The sequence below is a fragment of the Streptomyces sp. NPDC025651 genome, assembly GCF_055558735.1.
Genome location: NZ_JBVHLZ010000009.1, coordinates 213531 through 237653, shown reverse-complemented (window position 1 = coordinate 237653; position 24123 = coordinate 213531). Strand labels below are relative to the sequence as shown.

The window sequence follows — 24123 nt, the reverse complement described above, 5'->3', positions numbered from 1 at the left end:
TTCGTGGGCATACCGAGTATGTGGTCAGACCGTTAGACGGGTTCAACTCCTGGGTGGTTGCCCCACTTTCGGGGAGACTCTGGCCAAAGTGGCCCCAACCCGAGGGGGCGTTAGTGGAAGAGTCGTATTCATGCAGGTCTGGCCTGGACAGGCGTACCCCTTAGGTGCCACGTACGACGGAGCCGGCACGAATTTCGCGGTCTTCTCCGAGGCCGCAGAGCGCGTGGAGCTGTGTCTGCTGCACGACGACGGTTCGGAGGTGGCCGTCGAGCTGCGCGAGTCGGACGCCTTCGTGCGACACGCGTACCTGCCGGGCATCATGCCCGGACAGCGCTACGGCTTCCGGGCGCACGGCCCCTACGACCCCTCGCAGGGACACCGCTGCAACTCCGCGAAGCTGCTGCTCGATCCGTACGCGCGCGCGGTCAGCGGGCGCGTCGACTGGGGCGAGGAGGTGTACGGCTACCACTTCGACGAGCCCGACGAGCGCAACGACCTGGACTCGGCGCCGCACATGATGACGTCGGTGGTGGTCAATCCGTACTTCGACTGGGGCGACGACCGGCCGCCCCGCACGCCGTACCACGAGACGGTGATCTACGAGGCCCATGTGAAGGGCCTGACGATGCTGCACCCCGACCTTCCGGACGATCTCCGCGGATCGTACGCGGCGCTCGCGCACCCGGCGGTCATCGAGCACCTCTCCGAACTGGGCGTCACCGCCCTGGAGTTGATGCCGGTGCACCAGTTCGTGAACGACCACCGCCTGGTGGACATGGGCCTCAACAACTACTGGGGCTACAACACCATCGGCTTCTTCGCCCCGCACAACGCGTACGCCTCCTGGGGCGACCGGGGCGAGCAGGTCCTGGAGTTCAAGCAGGCCGTCAAGGCGCTGCACGAGGCCGGCATCGAGGTGATCCTCGACGTCGTCTACAACCACACGGCCGAGGGCAACCACCTGGGCCCGACCCTCTCCTACAAGGGCCTGGACAACGCCTCGTACTACCGCCTCATGGACGATCCCCGCTACTACATGGACACCACGGGGACGGGCAACTCGCTCCTGATGCGCTCGCCGCACGTCCTCCAGATGATCATGGATTCGCTGCGGCACTGGGTCACGGACATGCACGTGGACGGCTTCCGCTTCGACCTCGCGGCGACCCTCGCGCGCCAGTTCCACGAGGTGGACCGGCTCTCGTCCTTCTTCGACCTCGTACAGCAGGACCCCGTGGTCAGCCAGGTGAAGCTGATCGCCGAGCCCTGGGACGTCGGCGAGGGCGGCTATCAGGTGGGCAACTTCCCGCCCCTGTGGACCGAGTGGAACGGCATGTACCGCGACACGGTGCGCGACCTGTGGCGCGGCGAGCCGCGGACACTGGCGGAGTTCGCGTCCCGGCTCACCGGCTCCTCCGACCTCTACCAGGACGACGGACGGCGCCCGCTGGCATCCATCAACTTCACCACCTGCCACGACGGTTTCACCCTGCACGACCTCGTCGCGTACAACGACAAGCACAACGACGCCAACGGCGAGGACAACCAGGACGGCGAGAGCCACAACCGCTCCTGGAACTGCGGCGTCGAGGGCGAGACCGACGACCCGGACGTGCTGGCCCTGCGCGAGCGGCAGATGCGGAACTTCATCGCCACCCTGATGCTCTCCCAGGGCGTGCCGATGCTCAGCCACGGCGACGAGTTCGCGCGCACGCAGGGCGGCAACAACAACGCCTACTGCCAGGACAACGAACTGGCCTGGGTGCACTGGCCGGAGGGCGAGAGCGCCCAGCTGGCCTTCACGCGCGCGATGGCGATGCTCCGGCGCGACCACCCGGTCTTCCGCAGGCGCCGGTTCTTCCACGGCCGCCCGGTCCAGGGCACGCACGACGAACTGTCCGACATCGCCTGGTTCACCCCGGAGGGCGGGGAGATGCAGGAGAGCGACTGGGACGCCTCGCACGCGCGGGCGCTCAGCGTCTTCCTGAACGGCAACGCCATCTCGGAGCCGGGCCAGCGCGGCGAGCGGATCTGCGACGACTCGTTCCTGCTGATGTTCAACGCCTCGCCGGAACCCCTGGAGTTCGTGGTGCCGGTCAACCACGGCCGGCAGTGGCAGGTCGTGGTCGACACGGCGCACGAGGACGGGGTCCCGCCGGATCCGGCCAAGGTGCGGGCGGGCGACCGGCTCACGCTGGCCGATCGGAGCCTTGCGGTGCTGCAGCGTCCGGCGTGACGGCGGCGCGGGGCGGCCGGGCGGCGGCCCCGGCGAGGGGCTGCTCGCGCGGCGGCTCCCGGGGCCGCTCGTGACGGGCGATCAGGGCGATCACGAACGCGACGGCGGCCGCCGCGCCGCCGAGCGCGAACGCCGCCCCCGCGCCGTGCGACTCCGCGAGGCGCCCCGCCCCCGCGAGCGTCACCGCCTGGCCCCCCACGAAGGCGCTCGACGCGAACGTCATGCCCTCGGCGAGCCGCTGCGGGGGCACGGCGCGCTCGGTCAGCGCGAAGCCTGTGATGAGGTTCGGCGCGAAGACCGCCCCGAACAGGGTGACCATCACGTAGAGACCCGTCAGACTGTCCGTCCACACCAGGGGCAGCGCGAGGAGCGCCGCGGCCGCCGTCGCCACCCGCCAGCGCGCGAGCAGCCCGAAGCGCTCGGGCAGCGCGGCCATGGAGAGACCGGTGGCGGCGCTCATGACGCCCATCGCCGCGTAGACGAGCCCGGCCTGCCCCGGCTGCCCCAACTCCTCGGTCAGCGCGGTGATCCCCGCCCCGCACGCGCCGAGCAGCACGCCCAGGAAGACCAGGCCCACCCGCACCACGTACACCGAGCGCGGCAGCCGCGGCCGTGGCCCACGCGCGCGTGCCGCACTCCGGGGCGCGATCCCTGTGGCGCGCGCCGTGGGGTGCAGCGCGAAGCCCGTCCCGCAGAGGGCGACCAGGAGCGCGGCCGCCCAGAAGGCGTACGCCGGGTGGCCCGCCACGGACGCGAGTCCCACCAGGGCGGGGCCGAGCACGAAGGACAGCTCGTCCATGGTGCTCTCCAGGGACAGCACGGTGCCCGCGAGCCGGTCGTCGCCGCCCTTGGCGCGGACCAGCGGGACGACGCGGGCTCTGGCGAGCGGGCCGATCCCCGGGACGGTGGCGCCCGCGAGCGTTCCCAGGGCGGCGAGGGCGGGCGTGGGCAGGTCGGCGACCGCGCCGAGGGTGTACACGGCGATGGCCAGGGCGTTGACGAGCGAGAAGGCGAGCACCACGGGGCGCTGGCCGTGCCGGTCCGCGAGGCGTCCGACGAAGGGCCCGAGCGTCACCTGGCCGAGCGCGAGCGCGCAGGCGACGATCCCGCCGGTGGCCAGCGAGCCGCTGGTCTCGGTCACCAGGAGCACGCTGCCGAACTGGATCATGGCCACGGGGAGCCGGCCGAGGAAGGAGATGACGGGCAGCGGGGCCCCGGTCATCCGGAGCACTGTGCGGTACGCGTCCCATGTGTTCTCGGCCATCGTCCGAAGCTAGCGGCGCCCTGACGCGGACACGCATGAGTCGATGGCACGAAAGCCGCCCAGGCGGGTACGTACGTTCGCATGACGCGCATGACGCCGGAGCGCTCCGGGCCCGCGGTGCCGGCTCCGCCCACCGCCACGTACCGGCTGCAGCTGCAGCCGGACTTCACCTTCGCGGCCGCCGAGGCGGCCGTGCCGTATCTCGCCTCGCTCGGTGTCTCGCACCTGCATCTGTCGCCGGTCCTCGATGCCGTCCCGGGGTCGACCCACGGGTACGACGTCGTGGACCACGCGCGCGTGCGCGACGAGCTGGGCGGCGAGGACGGCCTGCGGTCGCTGTCCCGCGCGGCCCGGGAGGCCGGGCTCGGTCTGGTCGTGGACATCGTGCCGAACCACATGGCGGCGGTGCCGCGCCACAACCACGCGCTGTGGGAGATGCTGCGCGAGGGCCCCGACTCGCCGTACGCGCGCTGGTTCGACGTCGACTGGGAGGCGGGCGGCGGGCGCGTCCTGCTGCCCTTCCTCGGCGGCAGGGTCGGCGACGAGCTGGGGCGGCTGCGCGTCGACGGGCAGGTCCTGCGCTATCACGAGCACGCCTTCCCGATCCGCGAGGGCACCGAGGAGCTGCCGCTGCCGGAGCTCCTCGACGCGCAGTGGTACCGCCTGTCCTGGTGGCGGCTCGCCCGCACCGAGCTCAACTACCGCCGCTTTTTCACCATTTCCGACCTCATCGCGGTGCGGGTCGAGAATCCCGAGGTGTTCGCGGCGACCCACGGCAAGATCCTGCAACTGCTGCGCGAGGGCGTCGTCGAAGGGCTGCGCGTCGACCACCCGGACGGCCTCGCGGACCCGGGGGCGTACCTCCAGAGACTGCACGAGGCGACCGGCGGGCGCTGGACGGTCGTCGAGAAGATCCTCGCCGACGGCGAACACCTGCCCGCGGCCTGGCCGGTGGCGGGGACCACCGGGTACGACGCGCTGCGCCACGTCGACGGCGTCTTCACCGACCCCGCGGGCGCCGGTGAACTCCTCGGCCAGTACCGGCGGTTCGCCGCGCCGCCCGCCGACCGGGGCGGCGACTGGGGCGCGACGGTGCGCCGCGCCGCGTACAAGGTCGTCACGCACGAACTGGCCGCCGAGGTCGACCGCCTCACGCGCGTGGCGGCCGCGATCTGCGCGGCGGACCCGTCCCTGCGCGACCACGCGCCGTGGGCGCTGCGCACCGCGCTGCGGGAACTGCTCGTGCGGGTGCCCGTCTACCGGCCGTACGTGTCCGGGGGCGCCGCTCCGGAGACGGTGCTCACCGTCCGCGCCGCGGAGGAGGCGAGGGCGACCTTCGGCGTGCCCGAGGAGGCCCAGGCGGTCGACGTCGTACGGGACTTGGCGCTGGGGCGGCACGGCGCGGGGCCGGTGGAGGTGTCGGCGGCGGTCGAGGAGTTCCGCGCGCGGTTCGCGCAGACGGCGTCCGCGCTGCGTGCCAAGGCCGTCGAGGACACCGCGTTCTACCGGCACGCGCCGCTCCTCTCGGCGGCGGAGGTGGGCGGCGCGCCCGAGCGTCCCGCGGTGCCCGTGGAGGAGTTCCACGCGTACTGCGCGCGCGTGCAGCGCGACTGGCCCTACTCGGGCACGGTCCTGACGACCCACGACACCAAGCGCAGCGCCGACGTACGGGCGGGCATATCGATCCTGACGCAGTGCCCCGACCGGTGGGCGGACCTCCTCGTCGAGCTGACCGAGCAGACCTCGCGCATGGGCGGCACCTGCGCGCCCGACCCCCAACTCGCCTGGGCCGCCTGGCAGACGGCGGTCGGCTTCGGCTTCCCCTACGACGAGCGGCTGCAGAACGCGCTCCTGAAGCACGTGCGCGAGGCGGGCCTGCACACCGGCTGGACCGAGCCCAACGAGGCGTACGAGAAGGCGGTGGAGGCGTTCGTGGACGCGGGGCCGTGCGGGCCGCCGCTGTACGCGGTGGCGGCCTTCGCGCGCGAGCTCGGCCCCCATGTGCGGGCGAACGTCCTCGGGGCCGCGCTGCTGCATCTGACGATGCCCGGGGTGCCGGACCTGTACCAGGGCACGGAGGGCGAGTACCGCGCCCTGGTCGACCCGGACAACCGGCGGCCCGCGCGCTTCCAGCCGCACGTCCTTGAGCGGCTGGACACGCAGCGGGAGCGCTGGGACCTCTCGGAGGAGAAGCTGGCGCTCACCGCGGCGGCGCTGCGGCTGCGCGGGCGGCGTCCTGAGCTGTTCGGGGGCGCGGCGACGTACGAGCCGCTGACCGCCGAGGGGCCCGGCGCCGCGCACTGCGTCGCGTTCACGCGCTCCGGGGACGTCGTGGCGGCGGTGACGCGGCTGTCCCTGCGGCTGGCCGACGCGGGCGGCTGGCGCGAGACGGAGCTCGCGCTGCCGGAGGGACGGTGGGCCGACCTGCTCGTCCCGGGGCGGGAGTTCGACGGGCACGCGCGCGTGGAGGAGCTTTTCGCTCAGTCGCCGGTGGCGCTCCTGGAGCGGGTCTCCCCGTGAGCCCCCCCGAGGAGTGCGTCGCTCACCCGGGGCGTACGAGGAGCGTCCGCGGGCCGCGGGTCAGCAGCCCCTGGGCGGCCGGCCGGAAGCCCGGTGCCCAGCACAGCCCCGGCAGGGCGTCGAGCAGGGCACGGACGCCGTACTCCGCGACAGCGGCGGCGAGTTCGGTCCCGAGGCAGGCGTGGCGGCCCGCGCCGAACGCGAGATGGCCCCGGTCCGCGCGAAAGACGTCGTAGCGGTCGGGGTCGGCGAACCGCGCGGGGTCCCGGCCCGCCGAGCCGACCAGGCACGCCACGGTCGCGCCCGCGGGCAGCAGGACGCCCGCCACGGCGACCGGGCGGACCGCGCGGCGCAGCACGACGGGGGCGGGCGGATCGCGGCGCAGGGACTCCGCCCAGGCCGCGGGGAGCAGCTCGGGCCGCTCGCGGACCAGGGCCAACTGGCGCGGGTGGTCGAGGAGGTCGGCGAGGAACGAGGCGAGCGCGAGCGCGGTGGTCTCGCCGCCCCCGCCGAGCAGCGAGCCCACGAGACCGGTCACGGCCTCGTCGGACAGGGGCCGCCCCGCGACCTCGGCCGCGCACAGCACGGACAGCAGGTCGTCGCCGGGGTGGGCCCGCCGCCGCGCCAGGTGAGGGCGCAGACAGGCGTCCAGTGCGCGGTGGTGGCCGCCGAGGTGGGTGAGCCCCTCGCGGCACCACGCGTGGACGCGGGCGGCGTCCTCGCGGGGCAGACCGAGGGCGGCGACGGCCGCGGCGGCGGGCAGCCACTGGCAGAACTCCACGACGAGATCGGCCTCCTGGCGGAGGGCGACGCGGCGGGCCAGGACGTAGGCGGTGCGGGAGATCCCCGCGGCCAGGGCGGCGACGGCGCGCCCGCCCAGCGCCGGCTCGACCAGGGCACGGTGCGCGCGGTGCGTGGCGCCCTCCATGTGCGCGAGGGTCCGCCCCGGCGGCGGCGCGACGAGCCGGGGGCGCGCGAGGGCGCCGCGCACGTCGGCGTACCGGCTGACCAGCCACGCCCCGAAGGCCTCGTCGCGCACGAGCGGGAAGTCCTCGCGGAGCATGCGGTACAGCGGGTACGGGTCCCGCGCGACGCCGGGCGACAGGAGGCTGGGCGCGGGCAGCCTGCGCCGCCGCCCGGACCCCGCGACGGGCCTGCGCGACGCCTCGACGGGGGCGGCGCGGCGCGGGGGTTCGTGACGCGGGACTTCCCGCGCGCCGGGGGCGGCATCTCGCACGCGCACGCCGGAGGCCACCGACAGGGAGTGCCACGGCGGCGCCGTGGAGATCGGACCGTCCGGCGGGACGGGAATGCAGCGCACCGCGGGGCTCCCACCTGTGCGTCGGCGCGACGAGGAGCCGCGCGGCTGTGTTCCAGACGACCACCGCGGGGGCCGCCCCGCAGGTTCCGTGCGCCCGTACGGGTGACACACGTCGGAGGTGCCGCCCCTGGTAGGCGACCTTGACACCTCCCCCGGGGCGTGGCGTACTGCGATGGCGTCAGTGGCGGACCAGACGGGGGTGAGTCAACTGGCGGTGCAGCGCTATCCCACTGTGTCCGAACTCTTCACCTCCGCACGGCAGTTGGCGGCCCACCGACCCGACCTGGGCACCCTTCGCCAGGTAGGCGTCTCGCGCGCGGGCCGTCCGCTGCACCTGCTGTCCGTGGGGAGGTCGCGGCGCGCCGTCCTCGTCGTCGCGGGCGCCCACGCCAACGAACCGACCGGCGGCTCGACGCTCCTGCACCTCGCCGAGCGAACCCTGCGCGACCGGCGGCTGCGCGCCGACACCTCCTGGCACTTCCTGCTCTGCGCGGACCCGGACGGCGCGAGCCTGCACCGCACGCCCGCCCCCCGTTCGCTCCTGGACTACCACCGGAACTTCTTCCGCCCCGCGGCGCCGGAGCAGCCGGAGTGGTCCCCCTCCGTGCTGCCGCCCGACCGGCTGCCGCCGGAGACCCGCGCCCTGACCGGCGTCATCGACGAACTGCGGCCCTACTTGCAGGTGTCCCTGCACGGCACCGACCTGGGCGGCAGCTGGGTGCAGCTGACGAAGGACATCCCCGGTCTCGCGGAGCCGTTCGCCAAGTCGGCGGCGGAGCTGCACATCCCGGTGGAGACGGGGGCCTCCGACGCCGCGGGCTGGCCGGTCTCAGGGCCCGGGATCCACGTGCTGCCGGGGCCGGACACGGACGCGGCCTATCCGAGCCTGCCCGAGGACGCCCGGCTCACCACCTGGCACCACGCCCACCGCTACGGCGGGCGTACCGCGATCGTCGAGGTGCCGATGTGGGCGAGCGACCTGGTCGACGACCCCGCGGCGCATCCGGCGCCGGTGCGGGCGATGCGGACGTTCGCGCGGCGGCTCAGGAGGGACACGCTGCTCGTCCAGGAGATCCTGGACGAGGCGCTGCCGCGGCTGCCCGGCGTGGACGGTCCGCTGCTGCGGGCGGGGCGCTGGGCGCTCTCCTTGGTGCCCGGCCTCGCCGACGACTGGGGGCGGCTGCCGCCCGCGGGCACCAGCATGGCGTACATCGGGAGCGTCGACGCCTTCGGCAGGCGGCTGCCGCTGCGGGCGGCCGCGATGCTGCTGCGGGTCCTGGACGAGGCGGGCGACCGTGCGGCGCCGCGTCTGGAGCAGCTGGTGACGCAGTGGAGCGAGGCGTTCGCGGAGCGGTTCAGGGCCCGCTGGGTGCCCCTGGAACACCAGGTCGAGCACCAGTCGCGCACGACGGTCGCCGCCGCGCGCCACGCGCGCGTGCAGGCCGACATCGACCGCACGCGCGCGTGAGGAGGGTGTGCCGCGGCACTTACGACAGCTTGAAGACCGAGCCCGTGTGGGCGCCCATCACGCACGCGTTGGGGAAGTTCTTCACGTACGCGACGCGGTGGCCGTTCCACATGCCGTACGCGGCGGCGGTCACCGGCTTGTAGATCATGGTGCAGGGCGTGTTCTCGTGCGGGATCTTGTTGATGTCGCCGCCCGCGCGCGCGAGTTGGCGACAGGCCTTGGCGGCCTCCGGGTGGCTGCCGCCGCGGCCGCCCTTGCCGCAGCGCAGCATCGTGCCGTCCACGTCGCCGAAGGCGTCCTCGCCCTGCATGACGGCCACGTACAGCCAGTTGCCGGGGAACCGTTGCTCGGAGGGGGCCTGTGCCGTCGCCGTGGTCGCGCCCGCGGCGAGCAGGGTTCCCGCGGCCGCCGCCGCGAGCAGAGCGTTCCGTACCGTCCTGGCCATGACCGTCACCGTGTTCCTTGAGCTCGGGGTGCGCGCGGGCGGTTCGCCCACGCCCCTGCATCCATCGACACAGTGGGGCCCCTTGCCCACCCGGACTCACCCGAACGGGATCAACTCACGGCGAGTCTGAAGGCCATCCGGCCGAAGCTCACGAGATCGCCGTCCTGGACGAGGGCGGCGCCGATCACCCTGCGGCCGTTCACGGACGTGCCGTTGGTCGAGCCGAGGTCGCGCAGCACCCACATGCCGCCCTGGCGGCTCAGCTCGGCGTGCACCCGGGAGACCGTGTCGTGGCTGAGCCGCAGGCCGTTGGCCGGGTCGCGGCCGATCCGCAGCGGGTACGGATTGTCCGGCGCCGGCAGAAGCAGCTTGGGCAGGCGCTCGGCCTGCCAGGCCCTGCGCAGCTTCATCGTGAAACCGGAGACCGCGCCGACGCTGCCGAGCACCATCCGCGTCCAGCGTCCCTCGGAGCGCAGATCGGCGGTGAGGGCGGCCAGTTCGTCGGGCCTGCGGGCGGCGAGCACGAGCTCCATGCGGCGCAGGAACGTGTCGTGCGAGAGCCTGCCGACGGCCGCACCCTCCTTGAGTGCGTCCAGCGCGCGGTCACGCTCGGCGTCCGTGACCCGAGCGGGGTGCGTGGAGAACTCGAAAGAGGATGTCACCAGGAGATTGTCGGGCAAGCGCGCCCCGGGTGTCCAGAAACGGTGGGAGCAGGGCCGATCGATCTCTTCGCCCCACGGAACGGCCGTTTCCGAGAGCCCGAACGAGAAGGGCCGCGCACGGGAGCCGTAGCCATTGACTGCTCTGGATCTCATGGTGGGTTGACGCTCGCGGGGTGAGGCCGGGGCCCGCCACGGCCGAAGAGCCGTTCGGCGTGCACACGACACCGGGGATGTTCGCCGAGGATGCGGGCCTGTCCCGCAACCAGGTGCGGCTCTACCGGTGTTCGGCCGGCGAACGGCCGCCCGAGCATCGGGCGGAGGGGGTGCCGATCGAGCGGCGGCCGGCGCCGCAGGACCGAACCAACCTTCGCCCTGACGCCTCAGTCCGCTCGCTGGAGCGATACGCCTCGCGCCCGCCATGGCGCCGGATGCGATCCCGCCGCGGGACGTGGTGGGTGATGAGGAGGCCGTCGCACAGGTCGAGGCCTGCGGGGTGGGAGAGCTGTGGGCACAGGGGCTCCTCGGCCCTGGGGGTGCCGTGCCAGAACACGTGGTGGTAGGTGATGGCCGCGACGAGGCAGGGCCGGTGCTGCCAGGGTCGGCCGGTGCGGCAGCGCCCGGCCGCCCATGGTGCGCGCTCCAGGCTGCGCTTCATGACCTGCTGTCCGGTCCCGGCGGTGCACGCGCGGCGGTCGTTGTCTCGGGGGGCGCGTGCACACCAGGCCAGGGTCCTGGCAACCTGCCGGCCGGTCAGGGGGCCGGGGTGCAGGTGTCGGGCGGGGAGGTTGGTGAAACAGGCCCGGCGGTAGGGCGCCTGCTGGCGCGGGCACGGACCGTAGTCCTGCGAGGGCGCCACCACCCGAACCGGCCCCACGGGACCCCCCGGCCCCACGGGACCCCCCGGGCCTGCGGGCCCCACAGGCCCGCAGGGCCCCGGCGGCCCGCGCGGCGAGACCGGACCGGCAGGAGCAGTCGGCGCGGATGGAAGTACCGGGCCGACAGGCCCTCAAGGTCCCAGGGGTGAGGCCGGACCGACCGGGCCCATGGGGGGCGGACACACCGAGGCAGATCCTTTCCGCGTGCGTGTCATCGCACGGGACCTGAGCATCCGGCAAGGAGCCGGAACGCAGTACCGGGTGGTGGGCCGCCTGCCACAGGGGCACACGGTCCTGATCCGCTGCAAGGTCGACTCCACCGTCGTCGACGGCAATCCGCGGTGGTACCGGCTGTTCGACGGGCAAGGCTGGATCGCGGCACGCTGGGCCGAGAACATCGGCACCATCGAACCCTACTGCTGAGCCCTTCGGCCCGGGCCCCGGCCGAGACACCCGCTCGACACGGCCGGTGCCCGGCTCACCGCGCGGAGCCAGTCCCCATTGCTGAGCCTGGCCACGCAGCCGTCCCGGGACCACCGCCTGGAGCAGTGCCTGAAGGTCATCACCTGCCAAGCCACCCGCGGCATGCCCGGGGATGACCTGTCGGGCACGTTCGGCACCTCGGCTGTAACTGGCAACACCATTGCGGGCGACCTGCGTTGACGCATGACGCGGAGGACGGCGTCCCCACCCCGATGCCGCTGTCCCGCTCCCGCCGCGGTGATCGTCAGGATGCTCGGCCACCACGACGACCGCGCCCCCGGATCGCCGAAGAGGCCGGACTCGGCGGCGCTGTTCCCCCGGTGACCACTGGCGGTGACTTCTGCCCGTCAGGCGCTGTTTGACCTTGCCGCTGGCGGCAGGGTTGCACGATGTCCGGCATGAACAGCACCGCACCACAGAGCAGCAGGATCGTCGCCGTCACCGGAGCCGGCACCGGGATCGGCCGGGCCACCGCCCATGCCTTCGCCGCCGAGGGCGCCCACGTGATCGCGATCGGGCGGCGGGCCGAGCCCCTCAAGGAGACCGCGGCCAGGCACGACCGAATCACGCCGCTGGCCGCCGACATCACCGCCGAGGGCGAGCCGGACCGGATCGTTCGGGCCGCGCTGGAGACACACGGCCGACTGGACGTACTGGTCAACAACGCAGGCATCGTGCGCAGCGGTGCCCTCGGCACGCTGACGCCAGAGGGCATCGCAACTCAGCTCGCCACCAACCTCGTCGCGCCCATCCTGCTGTCCCAGGCCGCGCTGCCACTCCTGGAGGAGTCGGGCGGGGTGATCGTCAATGTCAGCACGTCGGTGGGGCAGCGGGCCTGGCCGGGCAGCTCGGTCTATGCGGCCGGCAAGACGGCTCTGGAGTCGCTGACGCGCAGTTGGGCGGTCGAGCTGGCACCGCGCGGGATCCGGGTGGTGGCGGTCGCCCCCGGGGCGATCGACACCCCCATCGGCGAGCACCAGGGCCTGACACCGGAGCGAATGGCAGCGGTGCGGGAGTGGCAGCTGGCGCACACCCCACTGGCCCGGATCGGCCGCCCCGAGGAGGTGGCCCGGGTAGTCACCCAGCTTGCCGCCCCAGCCGCGTCGTTCGTCACCGGAGTGGTACTCCCCGTCGACGGCGGAGCGGTCGTGGCGTGATACGAGTGGTGCGGGAGGTGGGACAGGTGCGGATCGGCGAGCTGGCCAGGGCGACTGGGACAACCGCCCGTGCGCTGCGCCACTACGAGCAGGCCGGGCTGCTCTGCTCGCGGCGGGCCCCCAACGGCTACCGCGTCTACGACGAGCGGGCGGTGGTGCGGGTCCGCAATATCCGCTACCTGCTGGCCGCCGGGCTCACCCTGGACGACGTGCAGGTGTTCCTGCCGTGCCTGGACGGCGATGTGGCCAACGCACCGCCCTCGGACAAGGGCCTGCGGGTCGCGCGGGAACGGCTGGCGGTCCTCGACGAACGGATCGCTGCCCAGACCGAGGCCCGCGACCGGCTGGAAGCCGCGTTGCGACAGGCGACCGGTGGCCGGATCCGCCCAGTGGCCTGAACGCCCGCCTCGTAGCGGAAGCCGGAGGACCCCGGAGCCGCCATGCTCGCCACGGCCACTCCCGGTGATCACGAGCCCTCACCGGCAAGGAATACGGGACTCTCGATCACGCGAGGCCGCCAGTTTCACACCCCTGCTCGGCATGTTGACTTCATCAGCGGGTTCTGACGCACCATGGAACGCACGGTGTGGCGGACTGCGGACGAGGGGGAACTGTCGGTGGAGTTCGAGGTGTGGGCACCGGAGGCCGAACGCGTCGCTCTGGAGTGCGCGGGCGTCACGCGTGCGTTGGAGCGCGACGGGGACCGCTCGGGGTGGTGGACCGCCCAGGCGGACGCCGAGGACGGCACGCGTTACGGCTTCTCGCTGGACGGCGGCCCCGTCCTGCCCGACCCGCGCTCGCGACGCCAGCCGGACGGGCCCGACGGGCTCAGCGCCGTCGTCGACCACGACCGGTACGCGTGGCGCACGCCCTGGGCGGGGCGCGGTGTGCGGGACGCGGTCCTGTACGAGCTGCACGTGGGGACGTACACCCGCGAGGGCACGCTCGACGCGGCGGCCGGCCGGCTCGGGCACCTCGCGGAGCTCGGCGTCACGCATGTGGAGCTGATGCCGCTGTGCCCCTTCCCCGGGCGGCACGGCTGGGGGTACGAGGGGGTGTCGCTGTGGGCGGTGCACGAACCCTACGGCGGCCCCGAGGCGTTGAAACGATGTGTCGACGCGGCGCACGCGCTCGGGCTCGGTGTCGTCCTTGACGTGGTCCACAACCACCTCGGCCCGTCCGGCAACTACCTGCCGGCGTTCGGGCCCTACTTCACGGAGACGCACCAGACGCCCTGGGGCGCCGCGGTCAACCTGGACGCGCCCGGCTCGGACGAGGTGCGCGCGTATCTGATCGGCAGCGCCCTGGCGTGGCTGCGCGACTACCGGATCGACGGCCTGCGGCTCGACGCGGTGCACGCGCTGCGGGACACGCGCGCGTGCCACTTCCTGGAGGAACTCTCCGCCGCCGTGGACTCCTTGGCCGCCGAGCTCGGCAGGCCGCTGTCCCTGATCGCCGAGTCGGACCTCGGCGACCCGCGGGTCGTCACCCCGCGCGCGGGCGGCGGCCTCGGCATGCAGGCGCAGTGGAACGACGACTTCCACCACGCGCTGCACACCGCGCTCACCGGCGAGTCGCAGGGCTATTACGAGGACTTCGCGCGGGCCCCGCTTGCCGCGCTCGGCAAGACGATGACGCGCGGCTTCTTCCACGACGGGACGTACTCGTCGTTCCGCGGGCGCGCCCACGGCCGCCCCGTGGACCGCGCGCGGACATCCGCCCACCGCTTCCTCGGCTACGCCCAGACCCACGACCAGGTCGGCAACCGCGCGCAGGGGGACCGCCTTTCGGCATCGCTCTCCCCCGGTCTGCTCGCCTGCGCGGCCGCGCTCACCCTGACGGGCCCCTTCACGCCGATGCTGTTCATGGGCGAGGAGTGGGGCGCGTCGACGCCCTGGCAGTTCTTCACCGACCACACCGACCCCGAGCTCGCCGAGGCCGTGCGCCGGGGCAGGCGGCGGGAGTTCGCGGCGCACGGCTGGGCCGAGGAGGACATACCGGACCCGCAGGACCACGGGACCCGTGAGCGGTCCTGCCTCGACTGGGCCGAGGCGGCGGACGGCCACCATGCGCGGCTGCTGGCCTGGCACCGCGGGCTGATCGCCCTGCGGCGCGCCCGCGGCGACCTCACCGACCCCGACCTGGCCGCGGTCCGGGTCGCGTACGACGAAGGGGCCCGCTGGTTCGCGGTGCGGCGCGGGGACGTGCGGATCGCCGTGAACCTCGGCAAGGAGGCCGTCGCCATTCCGCTGGGCGCTCGCCGCGCGCGCGTGCTCGCCGCGTGGGATCCGGTCGAGCCGCCCGGCGCCGACGGGGTGCTGCGGCTGCCCGCCGAGTCGTGCGCGGTGCTCGCCTCCGCGTAGCGCTGTGGCGCGCACGGCCGGTCCGGCACCGCTGTGCGCACGGCCGGTCCGGCACCGCTGTGCGCACGAGCCCCTGAAATGCCGTACGGAGCCCCTATGTTGAGGGTCGACCAAGGGGAGGCGGATCATGAAACAGCGGTTTCTCGGCCGGACCGGGCTGCGCGTCAGCGAGCTGTGCTTCGGCGCGATGACGTTCGGCAGCGGGGCCGACGAGGCGACGTCGCACCGCATGCTGGACGCGTTCACGGAAGCGGGCGGCACCTTCATCGACACGGCCGACATGTACGGGGGCGGTGTGTCCGAGGAGATCCTCGGCCGCTGGCTCAAGGGCCGCCGCAGGGACGAACTCGTCATCGCCACCAAGGTGTTCGCCACCATGGGCGAGGCGCCGAACGCGGGCGGTCTGAGCCGCAAGCACATCGTCTCGGCGGTCGAGGCGAGCCTGCGGCGCCTGGGCACCGACCACATCGACCTCTACCAGACGCACGTCTGGGACGCGACGACGCCGATCGAGGAGACCCTGTCCACGCTGGACACCCTCGTGAAGGCCGGCAAGGTGCGCTACCTGGGAGCGAGCAACCACTCCCCCGGCCAGCTGCAGAAGGCCCTCGACGTGGCGCGGGCGCGGAACTGGGAGCCGTACTCCTGTCTGCAGCCGGTCTACAACCTCCTGGCCCGCCAGGCCGAGTGGGAGCTGGCGCCTCTCAGCGCGGCGGAGGGCGTCGGCGTCATCCCCTACAGCCCGCTGCACGGCGGCTGGCTCTCGGGGAAGTTCCGGCGCGGCATGGCCGCGCCGCCCGAGGGCGCGCGCGGCTCGGCCGCCTGGGACGAGCGGAACACCGAGGAGACCTGGCGGGTCGTCGACGCGGTCCTGGAGGTCGCCGAGGAGGCCGGGCGCACCGCCTCCCAGGTGGCGCTGCGCTGGCTGCTGCAGCAGCCCGGGGTGACCGCGCCCATCGTCGGGGCGCGGTCGGTGGAGCAGCTGAGGGACAATCTCGGCTGTGTGGACTGGGAGTTGACGCCCGAGCAGGTCCAGCGCCTGACGTCGGCGAGCGCGCGGCCGCTGCCGCCTCCGTACGACGTGCTCGCGCACTACCCGGGCCGCGAGCCGCGGACGGGGCCCCGCACGGACTTCGGCTGAGACCCTTCCCGGCCGAACTGCGGTGACGTCGGCCTCAGTTGACGATGGCCATCTCGCGGGCGGTGGTGTTCAGCCGCCGCCCGCCGTCCTCGGTGACGGTCACGATGTCCTCGATGCGTACGCCGAAACGGCCCGGCAGATAGATGCCGGGCTCCACGGAGAAGCACATGCCCGGCACGAGCGGCTGTTCCTCGCCCTCGATCATGTAGGGCGGCTCGTGGGTGGTGACGCCGATGCCGTGTCCCGTGCGGTGGATGAAGTACTCGCCGTAGCCGAACTCGGTGATCACCGCGCGGGCCGCGCGGTCGACGTCCTGGCAGGCCGCGCCGGGCCGCACCGCCGCGCAGCCCGCCGCCTGGGCCTCACGCACCACGTCGTGCACGCGTCGCTCCTCGGCGGTCGGCTCGCCCACGTGGACGGTGCGGGAGGTGTCGGAGCCGTAGCCGTGCAGGAGGCCGCCGAAGTCGAGGACGACCATGTCGCCGTGCTCGATGACGCGGTCGCCCGCCTCGTGGTGGGGGTTGGCGCCGTTGGGGCCCGAGCCGACCACGGTGAAGTCCACCTGGGAGTGCCCGAACCGCCGCAGCAGGTCAGCGAGGTCGGCGGCGACGTCCGTCTCCTTGCGGCCCGCGAAGGGGACCTGCTGGATCTCCTCGTACGCCGCGTCGGCCGCCGCGCCCGCCGCCGCGAGGCGCTCCAGTTCGGCGGCGTCCTTGACCGCGCGGAGCATGGGCAGCGCCTGGGTGAGCGAGACGTAGGAGGTGCCGGGCAGCGCCTGCTGGAAGCCGAGGAGGTGCATCGCCCAGGCGTTGTCGCTCACTCCGAAGCGGCCGGACACGTCCAGGAGCGGCGCGGTGACGGCGTACGGGTCCTTGCCGTCGGTCCAGTCGCGCAGGGTGAGCGCGGACGCGCCCGCGGCACGGGCGGCGTCCGGGGCCTCCAGGGTCGGCACGACGAGGACGGGGTCCTGCCCCGCGGCGAGCACGAGGACCGTCAGGCGCTCGGTCGTCGCGGTCGGCCGGTATCCGGTGAGCCACACGAGATCGGGCCCCGGGGCGACGAGGACACCCGCGAGCCCCGCGTCGGCGGCGCTCGCCGCCGCACGGTCCATGCGGGCCCGGTAGTCGTCGGCGGTGAAAGGCGCGGGCTCGCTGCTCATGAGGACCTCCTGCTGTCTGTCGCTTCGCCCCTGCCGGGGCGCCGGTTCCTGACCGCCCGACGAGGCCGCCCCGCCGGGCGGCCTTGCGCGGGCGTCTCCCCCGGCATCCTGCCCCCGGCGGTCCGCGGGCGCGAACCCGGGGTCCGCGCGCTCACGTCACGACGCCCGGCCTCACCGCGAGGGACTGGCGGGTGCCGTTCTCGTGGCGGACCGTCAGGGTGGTCGCCCTGCCGGGGCGTGCCGCGGTGACCGCCGTGGCCAGGTCCGCCGCCGAGTCGATGCGGGTCTCGGCGAACGTGAGCACGGTGTCGCCCCGTACGAGACCGGCCGAGTGGCCGGGGCCCGGGATGTGGACGCCGACCAGCAGCGCGCCCGCGCCGGACGGGGCGTCGACCGCCTCGACCCCGAGCGTGGCGGCCCTCGACTCGGCGGCGTGCGGGCGCGCGCCCGGTGCCGTCCGGGCCTCGGCCGGCTGCGGCGCGGGTGGCTTCGCGGCCGCGGGACCCCCGGCCTTCGCCCCTGCCGCCGCTGCCTCCTTCTGCATCTCCGCGAGCTTGCTCATGCCTATGACGGTGGCGCTGACCGTGCCCAGGCCGACGCCCGAGAGCACCAGGACCGCCGCGAACAGCAGTCCGAACAGCAGGGTCGTCAGGCGCCTGCCGCGGCGCCGCGCGGCGTGGGGACGGTGGCCCTTCACCGGGGGATTTCCCTGGGTCTGGGACTGGGACTGGGCTTGGGCCTGGGCCTCGGACTGGGCCTCGGAAGGGGACTGCGGCTGGGGAGTCCCCGGGGCGCCGCCCAGGGCCTGCCCCTTCCCGGGCCCCTTGCCCAGGCCCATCGCCCAGCGCTTTCCCGGGTGCTTCGGGTGTTTCCCGGGGTCCGCGCCCGGGGTCTGGCCGGGGTTCTGGCCCGGCATCGGCTTCGGACGCAACGTGGTCTGATCCATGGCTCGCCTCCGGCCACAGCCCTACCCGGCGTGACCCGGCGGCGACGCCTCACGAACGGGTGAGGCGGCGTCCAGCTGTGCGGCAAGGGCCGCCGCGGGCCCGCGCAGGGTGCCCGCGTGGACCGCTTCGACGCGGTGCACGACGCGGGGCGACGTCAGCGGCACGGCGACCGCGCCCGGCGCCTGCTCCGCCGCCGAGCGCGGCAGCAGCGCGAGGCCGTGGCCCGCCGCGGCGAGCGCGACGAGGGTACGCAGGTCCGTGCCGTCGTAGCGCAGCGCGGGCCGGAAGCCCGACGTGCCGTCTGCGGTGCGGAGTTGGGCCAGCGGCAGCCCCGCGCCGGGGGCGTCGATCCACCGGGCGTCGACGAGGTCGCCGCCTCGACACGTACTGGATCCCGACCGAGGACGCCGCGGAGCCGGACGCCGTGCGCGGCTTCGACGCGGTGTGGGTGCTGCCCGGCAGCCCCTACCGCAGCGAGGCGGGCGCGCTCGCGGCGATCCGCGCGGCACGCGAGGACGGCGTGCCCTTCCTCGGCACCTGCGGCGGCTTCCAGCACACGCTTCTGGAATTCGCGCGCCATGTGTGCGGCCTGTCGGACGTCGCGCACGCCGAGAACGACCCGGACGCCGACGATCTGCTGATCGCGCCGCTCGCCTGCTCGCTGGTCGGCCACGAGGGCGCCGTCACGATCGCCCCCGACTCGCTCGCCGAGTCGGTCGTCGGTGCCCGCGGCTCCGTCGAGCGCTACCACTGCGACTACGGCCCGAGCGCCCACCTCGACACGCTGCGCGCGCACGGCCTGCGCTTCTCGGGCGAGGACGCGACCGGCCAGGTGCGGATCGCCGAACTCCCCGGCCACCCCTTCTTCCTGGCCACCCTCTTCCAGCCCGAGCTGGCCGGCGACGGCTCGCGCCCGCACCCGATCGTGCGGGCGCTGGCGCGAGCCGCCGTGCGTCACGCGGGCAACGCCCGCCTGACCCACCGCGCCGGGCACGCCTAGGCCGCGTGGTCCCCGTGGCCGCCGCCGTGCCCCGCGCCGTGGTCGAACTTCAGGGCCTCCTTCGGCATGACGACGAAGGGACGCATCATGCCCATGTCCTCGTGCTCCAGGAAGTGGCAGTGGTACATGAAGCGGCCGTACGCGCCGTCGAACTTGCCCATGACCCGCAGGAGTTGACCTCCGGGCACCCGGAAGACGTCCTTCCAGCCGCGCTCGTTCGGAGCCAGCGGGATCCGCCGGTTCGGGTCGAAGGCGACCGGGGCGTCGGTGCCGCCGCTCCTGGTGTCGAAGCCCGAGACGTCGTACGCGTCACGGCCGAGGAGTTGGAAGTCCGCCAAGTGGATGTGCATCGGATGGGTCACCGGCGGGTTCACCGCGAGGTTCAGGAAGCTCCACTGCTCGTAGGCACCCTCGGCGATGTTGATGCCGAGGCCGTCGTTGAACGTACGGGCGATGCGGCGGTACGTCTTGACCTTGCCGTCCTCACCGCGCAGCTGGATGATCCCCTCGGTCGGGACCTGGATGTCGCCGGGCTTCTCGACCTCGGCCATCTCCCAGATCTCCGGGTGGCCACCGCCTCCCTTGGTGGCGGGCGGGGTCAGCACGATCAGCCGGTGGCCGTGCTTGATGTCGTGCGTCAGAGGGCGGAACGAACCCGAGAGGACCTCCGGCAGTTCGAAGGTGTCGGGATCGGCGCACTCGCCCACCCGGAACTCCATGACCTGCGGATAGCGCACGTCGTTCGGCACGTCGGGCACGCCGGCCGGCTGCCCGCGCCCCTTGTTCACCAGGCGCAGGCGCTTGCCCACCAGCTCCCTGAAGTCGATCAGGAGGTCCATGCGCTCGGCGGGCGCCACGGTGAGCGTGGGCAGCTCCCCCTCGAAGTCGACGGGGACGGGACGCGGCAGGAGCCCGCCGTCGCTGCCGATCTGGTGCAGGACGCCCCGCACCGGGTTGTTGTCCTCGTCGACGAGAACCAGGTTGTAGATGCGGGCGTTCGACGCGTTGACCAGGCGGAAGCGGTACCAGGCCGGGTCCACGTCGGCGTACGGCCAGATGCGGCCGTTGACCGTGGTGAACGGGCCCGAGAAGGGCAGCGAGACCGGCTTGCCCGTCTCCGGATTCTTCGGGTCGACGATGACGGTCTTGTGCAGCAGGCGGCCGTTCAGCCGGTCGTCGCCCTCGTCCGTGTCGAGGTTCCTGTCGGCGATGATCAGTGGTATCTCCCGCTCCCCGCAGGGGAGTTGGAGCGCGTCCTCCTCGTCGTCCCGGACGAGGTAGGTGCCGTACAACCCCGCCATGACGTTCCACCGGGTGATGTTCATGGCGTGGTCGTGATACCACCACTGGACCGCCTGGTGGTCGTTCGGGTACTCGGAGAGCTGGGCGTCGCCGTACCCCACGGCGTTGTCCGCCCAGCCGTCGTTGCCGCCGCCCGTCTGGGCGCCGTGCAGGTGCGTCACCGACCAGGCGGGCAGCGCGGCCACGTCCTTGTTCGGCTCGACGCCCGCGCGGCCGGGCTCGGTGCTGGGCGGCGGGTCCTTCGCCGGGTCGCCGAGCGGGACCTCGACGGCGGTGACGGGATACTCGCCCTGCGGGATGCGGTTGGTCCAGGCGATGCGGACGCGCTGTCCGCGGCGCACCTCGATGGTGGGGCCCGGCACCGAGCCGTCGTACCCCCACATCAGGGTCGGTGGCAGTTGCGGGTGCAGGCGCACCCAGGTGGGACGCAGCGCGATCTCCGTCTCCTCGCGCACGTCCGCGGAGTCGGGGCGCAGGACCGGCGGGACGGTCAACGGTGCGAGGAACGGTGTCAGTTCGCCGTCCGCGGGCGCCTTCGCCTCCGCCTCGTCCCCCGTCGGTCGGTCAGTGATGCGCTCAATGATGTCGGTCAAGATCGAACACCCCCGTGTTCTTCCCCCATGTCGCGGCCGGTCGAAGGCCGCCCTTCACTGGAGAAGACTCCCGGGAAAACATCGAAGTTCCGCGAATCCAGCATTCCGGATGAAACCATCCGAACGAGGCCCCGCCGGTGCGTCCGACGGGGCCTGTACACGTCTCTGGGGATCAGCGCGGAACGGCCGTCCGCTTCAGCACGGAACGGCGGTCGGCCTCAGCGCAGGCCCGCGATCGACGGCATCCTCGGCACCCGGTCGGGCACGAAGCCGTGCGTGCGCCGTGCCAGGTCCTCGGCGCCGTAACGACGGCAGCCGCGGTGCCAGTTCAGGATGCCCGCCATCCAGTTCCGCAGCTCGACCACGTAGCCCTCCAGGGTCGCGCGCGCCTGCGCGGACATCTCGAAGTCCTCGTACAGGACGGGGAATTCGTGTGCGGCGATGTGTTCGAACTGCTGCATGCGCTGTGTCGCGAGGTCGTGCACGACGCGCAGCGCGGTCGGGTAGTCGCAGCCGAAGAAGTTCTGCACGACCAGGATGCCGTTGTGGATCTCGCCCTCGTACTCGATCTCCTTCTGGTACGAGAAGATGTCGTTCACGAGCATCGCGTAGTCGACGGCGGCGTTCTCCAGGGAGCGCACGGGGCCGCTGCGGTACACCTCGGGCGGCACGGCGGGGCCGTGGCCCATCCGGCACAGGCTCGTGGTGAGGTCGGCGCCGAAGGTGGCGCGGCGCATCTCCAGGTAGTCGACCGGGTCGGGGATACGGTTCTGCAGCTGGTTGGAGAGCTCCCACAGCCAGCTCTCCGTCATGACCTCCACGGAGGCCCTCAGGGTGCGCCGCTGGTCGGCGGTCATGGCGCGGGTGGTGCGCCGCCACAGGTCGGCGAGGCCGCGCTCCAGCGCGTTCGAAGGCGCCGGGACGGGCTCTGCCTCGACCAGCGGCATGCACGCGGTCAGGCGCTCGGTGCAGAGCTTGGCTGCGGCGAAGTCGCGGCGGTGGCCGAAGAGGAGGGGGTAGTAGTCGTCGCCGTAGGTCCCCCAGGCCAGCCACTGCGCACTGAGGTCGAGGGCTTCCGGGGTGCCGTCCGGGTCCATGCCCGCCGCGCACAGCGCAAGGTCGTACGCGTCGAGCTTGTCCTCGTCCCAGACACCCTCGGCGAGGATGCCCGTGGCGTGCGCCCAGCCGGTGAGCCGGTGCCGCGCCGCGTCCAGTTCCGGGTTGAGGCGCAGCTCGAACGGCATGTGAATGTCCGGGATCCGCGAGGGGCCCACCTTCTGGAACGGCACGTGCGTGAAGGGCCTCAGCCGCTCCGCGTCGGCGGTCGCGAGCAGCGCGCCGACATCGGCCGCGGAGGTGCCGATGCCGGTGGGCCCGGAGAGCGGCGAGGAGGCGAGGGCGCCTTCGTTCATGTACCGGCTGGAGCGCAGGTGCCATTCGTGGCCGCCCGACTGCCAGTCCTGAAGTCCCTTGGTGTACGCGGCGACCGACGCGACCTCGGGCGCGGTGAGGCCCTTCTCCAGGGCGAGGGCGGGCACTTCGGTGAGCGCGGTGTGCTCGAACTGGTGCAGGCGTGAGGTCAGGACGTCGTTGACGGTGTCGGCGGCCTCCTGGGCCGTGCAGTCGAAGAAGGTCTCCAGGACGAGCACCCCATTGCTGAGCTCGCCCTCGTCCTGGACCTCGCGCTGGTACGAGAAGAGGTCGTTGCGCAGGTGGACGCTGTCGGAGAACGTCTCCATGAGCACGCGCAGCGGCCTCGACTCCGCGACGGCGGCGGGCACTTCGGCCGTCGCGTACTCGACGAGGCCCGCCGACCAGGGGGCGCCGCCCACCTTGCGGCGCATCTCGATGTACTCGACGGGGTTGGCGATCCGCCCTTCGTTGATGTTGGACAGCTCCCACAGGGATTCGTTCAGGAGGTGCTCCGTGGAGCGGGCGAAGCGGCGGCGCCAGTCCGCGGACATCGCGGGCACCGTGCGCGCCCACAGGTCGGCGAGGCCCGCCTCCACCGGATTCTCCGGCTCGGGCACGGGAGTCGCGAGGTCCATCGGCATGAAGAGAGGCAGCCGGTCCAGATGGGCCTTGCCGGCGGAGCGGTCCTGCGTGCGCTTGTACATGTCCAGGAAGTGGTCGTCGAAGAAGAAGACCCACACGTACCAGTCGGTGATCAGGGACAGCGCGGGGCCGTCGCAGTCGGGGTGGGTGTACGCGCACAACAGGCCGTAGTCGTGCGCGTCGAGGTCGCTCTGTTCCCAGATGCCGGAACCCTCCAGCATGCCCATGTCCCGCGCCCACCGGGTGGAGTGCGCGCGCGCCTCCTCCAGGTGGGGGTTGAGCCGCGCGGGATACGGCATGTAGAAGTGCGGCAGTTCGAACGGCTGATTCATGGCCCGGCCCTACCCGGGGGCTCCGACGGCCATCCTCGGGGCGCGCGATGATCGCACCATCGCGTGAATTGACATCAGTTCGACGGGTGGTGAGGGCGCGCGTGTGGAAGGGGCGGCGCCCCGGACCGCCCCTTCCAGGGCGCCCTCGGGCGCGTGATCCGAACGACGTGCGGGACCCCCTTCGGGACCGCGTCCCGGATCGGCCTCACTGAATCACCGGTTTCCCCGCGTACGCACGGCTCACGCCTCTAGGCTGCGGTGCACACCCCCGGAAGGAAGCACTTCCATGACCGATGCGCCGCCGCGAGCGGAGCTGCTCCTGGACCGAGAGGTCCCCGAAGAGCTGCGCCACGAGCTGGTCGCCGCGTTCGCCGGACTCGGCTTCCCGCCGGCCCGGGTCCGCCGAGTCCTCGACCACCGCGGCGCGGCCGACATCCCCTGGATCGTCCTCGCGTCGCTGCCCCTGCAGGCGTTCCTCAGCGGGCTCGGCGCGGAGGCGGTCAAGGACGCGTACGAGAAGTTCAAGGCTGTCGTACGCAGGACGGCCCGCCCCGCGTCACCCGCGCCCGGCACCCTGGGCGAGGCCCGCAGGGCACGGCCGATCGTGCTGCAGGACGCGGCGACCGGACTGGACGTCGTGCTGGAGCCCGACCTGCCCGCCGAGGCGTACGAGAGGCTCGCCGCGCTCGACCTGACGCGGTTCGCGGTGGGCCCGCTGCACTACGACCGCGCCCAGGGCCGCTGGCGTTCGGTCCTTGACGAGGCCGCCGGCTGACCTGCCGGCCGGAGGTCGCGGCGGG

General features: G+C 73.2%; 19 protein-coding genes. 10 read left to right on the top strand and 9 right to left on the bottom strand.

Features of this window, described 5'->3' with window-relative positions; translation table 11 throughout:
- Positions 1–130 precede the first annotated feature (130 nt).
- Complete coding sequence (gene glgX / locus ACZ4D5_RS29770; protein ID WP_467775522.1) at positions 131–2236, top strand: glycogen debranching protein GlgX; 2106 nt, start codon at positions 131–133, stop codon at positions 2234–2236.
- Here the strand turns inward: glgX and ACZ4D5_RS29765 are convergent.
- Positions 2190–3500, bottom strand: coding sequence for an MFS transporter (locus ACZ4D5_RS29765; protein WP_467775521.1), 1311 nt, complete (start codon positions 3498–3500; stop codon positions 2190–2192). The genes glgX and ACZ4D5_RS29765 overlap by 47 nt on opposite strands.
- 90 nt (positions 3501–3590) lie before the next feature.
- Here ACZ4D5_RS29765 and treY point away from each other — a divergent pair, with 90 nt between their 5' ends.
- Positions 3591–6020 (top strand): malto-oligosyltrehalose synthase, encoded by a 2430-nt coding sequence (gene treY, locus ACZ4D5_RS29760; RefSeq protein ID WP_467775690.1) that lies wholly within the window; start codon positions 3591–3593, stop codon positions 6018–6020.
- Positions 6021–6042: 22 nt separating this feature from the next.
- Here the strand turns inward: treY and ACZ4D5_RS29755 are convergent, their stop codons facing one another.
- The gene (locus ACZ4D5_RS29755; RefSeq protein ID WP_467775520.1) at positions 6043–7341 is read right to left on the bottom strand and encodes a cytochrome P450; all 1299 of its coding nucleotides are present in this window, start codon (positions 7339–7341) and stop codon (positions 6043–6045) included.
- 181 nt (positions 7342–7522) lie between these two features.
- Between ACZ4D5_RS29755 and ACZ4D5_RS29750 the strand changes: the two genes are divergently transcribed.
- Positions 7523–8809 carry a M14 family zinc carboxypeptidase gene (locus tag ACZ4D5_RS29750; RefSeq protein WP_467775519.1) on the top strand — a complete coding sequence of 429 codons (1287 nt, stop codon included), beginning with the start codon at positions 7523–7525 and terminating at the stop codon, positions 8807–8809.
- Positions 8810–8828: 19 nt separating this feature from the next.
- On the opposite strand, the gene ACZ4D5_RS29745 is transcribed toward ACZ4D5_RS29750, so the two are convergent.
- Together ACZ4D5_RS29745 and ACZ4D5_RS29740 are read right to left on the bottom strand one after the other, a co-directional pair.
- Positions 8829–9254 (bottom strand): SSI family serine proteinase inhibitor, encoded by a 426-nt coding sequence (locus ACZ4D5_RS29745; protein ID WP_467775518.1) that lies wholly within the window; start codon positions 9252–9254, stop codon positions 8829–8831.
- 110 nt (positions 9255–9364) lie between these two features.
- Positions 9365–9916 (bottom strand): DUF1707 and FHA domain-containing protein, encoded by a 552-nt coding sequence (locus ACZ4D5_RS29740; protein WP_362334332.1) that lies wholly within the window; start codon positions 9914–9916, stop codon positions 9365–9367.
- A 1079-nt stretch (positions 9917–10995) separates the two neighbouring features.
- Between ACZ4D5_RS29740 and ACZ4D5_RS29735 the strand changes: the two genes are divergently transcribed.
- The 5 genes from ACZ4D5_RS29735 to ACZ4D5_RS29715 all read left to right on the top strand — a co-directional run bounded on the left by ACZ4D5_RS29735 (position 10996) and on the right by ACZ4D5_RS29715 (position 15935).
- Entirely contained in the window at positions 10996–11214 is a 219-nt protein-coding gene (locus tag ACZ4D5_RS29735; RefSeq protein ID WP_467775517.1) for an SH3 domain-containing protein, read from the top strand.
- Positions 11215–11663: 449 nt separating this feature from the next.
- Positions 11664–12431, top strand: a complete 768-nt coding sequence (locus tag ACZ4D5_RS29730; RefSeq protein ID WP_467775516.1) for an SDR family NAD(P)-dependent oxidoreductase — start codon at positions 11664–11666, stop codon at positions 12429–12431.
- A gap of 26 nt (positions 12432–12457) precedes the next feature.
- Positions 12458–12829, top strand: coding sequence for a MerR family transcriptional regulator (locus ACZ4D5_RS29725; protein WP_467775689.1), 372 nt, complete (start codon positions 12458–12460; stop codon positions 12827–12829).
- 219 nt (positions 12830–13048) lie between these two features.
- Entirely contained in the window at positions 13049–14794 is a 1746-nt protein-coding gene (gene treZ / locus ACZ4D5_RS29720; RefSeq protein WP_467775688.1) for a malto-oligosyltrehalose trehalohydrolase, read from the top strand.
- A gap of 127 nt (positions 14795–14921) precedes the next feature.
- Positions 14922–15935, top strand: a complete 1014-nt coding sequence (locus ACZ4D5_RS29715) for an aldo/keto reductase (protein ID WP_467775515.1) — start codon at positions 14922–14924, stop codon at positions 15933–15935.
- 34 nt (positions 15936–15969) lie between these two features.
- On the opposite strand, the gene ACZ4D5_RS29710 is transcribed toward ACZ4D5_RS29715, so the two are convergent.
- The 3 genes from ACZ4D5_RS29710 to ACZ4D5_RS29700 all read right to left on the bottom strand — a co-directional run bounded on the left by ACZ4D5_RS29710 (position 15970) and on the right by ACZ4D5_RS29700 (position 18364).
- Positions 15970–17094 carry a M24 family metallopeptidase gene (locus tag ACZ4D5_RS29710; protein ID WP_467775514.1) on the bottom strand — a complete coding sequence of 375 codons (1125 nt, stop codon included), beginning with the start codon at positions 17092–17094 and terminating at the stop codon, positions 15970–15972.
- A 151-nt stretch (positions 17095–17245) separates the two neighbouring features.
- Complete coding sequence (locus ACZ4D5_RS29705) at positions 17246–18040, bottom strand: PDZ domain-containing protein (RefSeq protein WP_467775513.1); 795 nt, start codon at positions 18038–18040, stop codon at positions 17246–17248.
- Positions 18041–18061: 21 nt separating this feature from the next.
- Positions 18062–18364, bottom strand: coding sequence for a LysR substrate-binding domain-containing protein (locus tag ACZ4D5_RS29700; RefSeq protein ID WP_467775687.1), 303 nt, complete (start codon positions 18362–18364; stop codon positions 18062–18064).
- Between ACZ4D5_RS29700 and ACZ4D5_RS29695 the strand changes: the two genes are divergently transcribed.
- Positions 18343–19041: a CTP synthase C-terminal region-related (seleno)protein gene (locus tag ACZ4D5_RS29695; protein ID WP_467775686.1), complete on the top strand. Its 699-nt coding sequence runs from the start codon at positions 18343–18345 to the stop codon at positions 19039–19041. The two genes, ACZ4D5_RS29700 and ACZ4D5_RS29695, sit on opposite strands and share 22 nt — an antisense overlap.
- Here the strand turns inward: ACZ4D5_RS29695 and phsA are convergent.
- Positions 19038–20936 (bottom strand): O-aminophenol oxidase PhsA, encoded by a 1899-nt coding sequence (phsA, locus tag ACZ4D5_RS29690; RefSeq protein ID WP_467775512.1) that lies wholly within the window; start codon positions 20934–20936, stop codon positions 19038–19040. The two genes, ACZ4D5_RS29695 and phsA, sit on opposite strands and share 4 nt — an antisense overlap.
- A 218-nt stretch (positions 20937–21154) precedes the next feature.
- Positions 21155–23323 (bottom strand): germacradienol/geosmin synthase Cyc2, encoded by a 2169-nt coding sequence (gene cyc2, locus ACZ4D5_RS29685; RefSeq protein WP_467775511.1) that lies wholly within the window; start codon positions 23321–23323, stop codon positions 21155–21157.
- A 286-nt stretch (positions 23324–23609) separates the two neighbouring features.
- Between cyc2 and ACZ4D5_RS29680 the strand changes: the two genes are divergently transcribed.
- On the top strand, positions 23610–24098 hold the full coding sequence (locus ACZ4D5_RS29680) for a hypothetical protein (RefSeq protein WP_467775510.1): 489 nt from the start codon (positions 23610–23612) through the stop codon (positions 24096–24098).
- The last annotated feature ends 25 nt before the right edge of the window (positions 24099–24123 follow it).

What these genes read in the sequence shown, in the direction of transcription:
- glgX (WP_467775522.1), top strand. Translation starts at nt 131, where the DNA reads ATGCAGGTCTGGCCTGGACAGGCGTACCCCTTAGGTGCCACGTACGAC.
- ACZ4D5_RS29765 (WP_467775521.1), bottom strand. Translation starts at nt 3,500, where the DNA reads ATGGCCGAGAACACATGGGACGCGTACCGCACAGTGCTCCGGATGACC.
- treY (WP_467775690.1), top strand. Translation starts at nt 3,591, where the DNA reads ATGACGCCGGAGCGCTCCGGGCCCGCGGTGCCGGCTCCGCCCACCGCC.
- ACZ4D5_RS29745 (WP_467775518.1), bottom strand. Translation starts at nt 9,254, where the DNA reads ATGGCCAGGACGGTACGGAACGCTCTGCTCGCGGCGGCGGCCGCGGGA.
- ACZ4D5_RS29730 (WP_467775516.1), top strand. Translation starts at nt 11,664, where the DNA reads ATGTCCGGCATGAACAGCACCGCACCACAGAGCAGCAGGATCGTCGCC.
- ACZ4D5_RS29715 (WP_467775515.1), top strand. Translation starts at nt 14,922, where the DNA reads ATGAAACAGCGGTTTCTCGGCCGGACCGGGCTGCGCGTCAGCGAGCTG.
- ACZ4D5_RS29710 (WP_467775514.1), bottom strand. Translation starts at nt 17,094, where the DNA reads ATGAGCAGCGAGCCCGCGCCTTTCACCGCCGACGACTACCGGGCCCGC.
- ACZ4D5_RS29705 (WP_467775513.1), bottom strand. Translation starts at nt 18,040, where the DNA reads ATGGATCAGACCACGTTGCGTCCGAAGCCGATGCCGGGCCAGAACCCC.
- cyc2 (WP_467775511.1), bottom strand. Translation starts at nt 23,323, where the DNA reads ATGAATCAGCCGTTCGAACTGCCGCACTTCTACATGCCGTATCCCGCG.
- ACZ4D5_RS29680 (WP_467775510.1), top strand. Translation starts at nt 23,610, where the DNA reads ATGACCGATGCGCCGCCGCGAGCGGAGCTGCTCCTGGACCGAGAGGTC.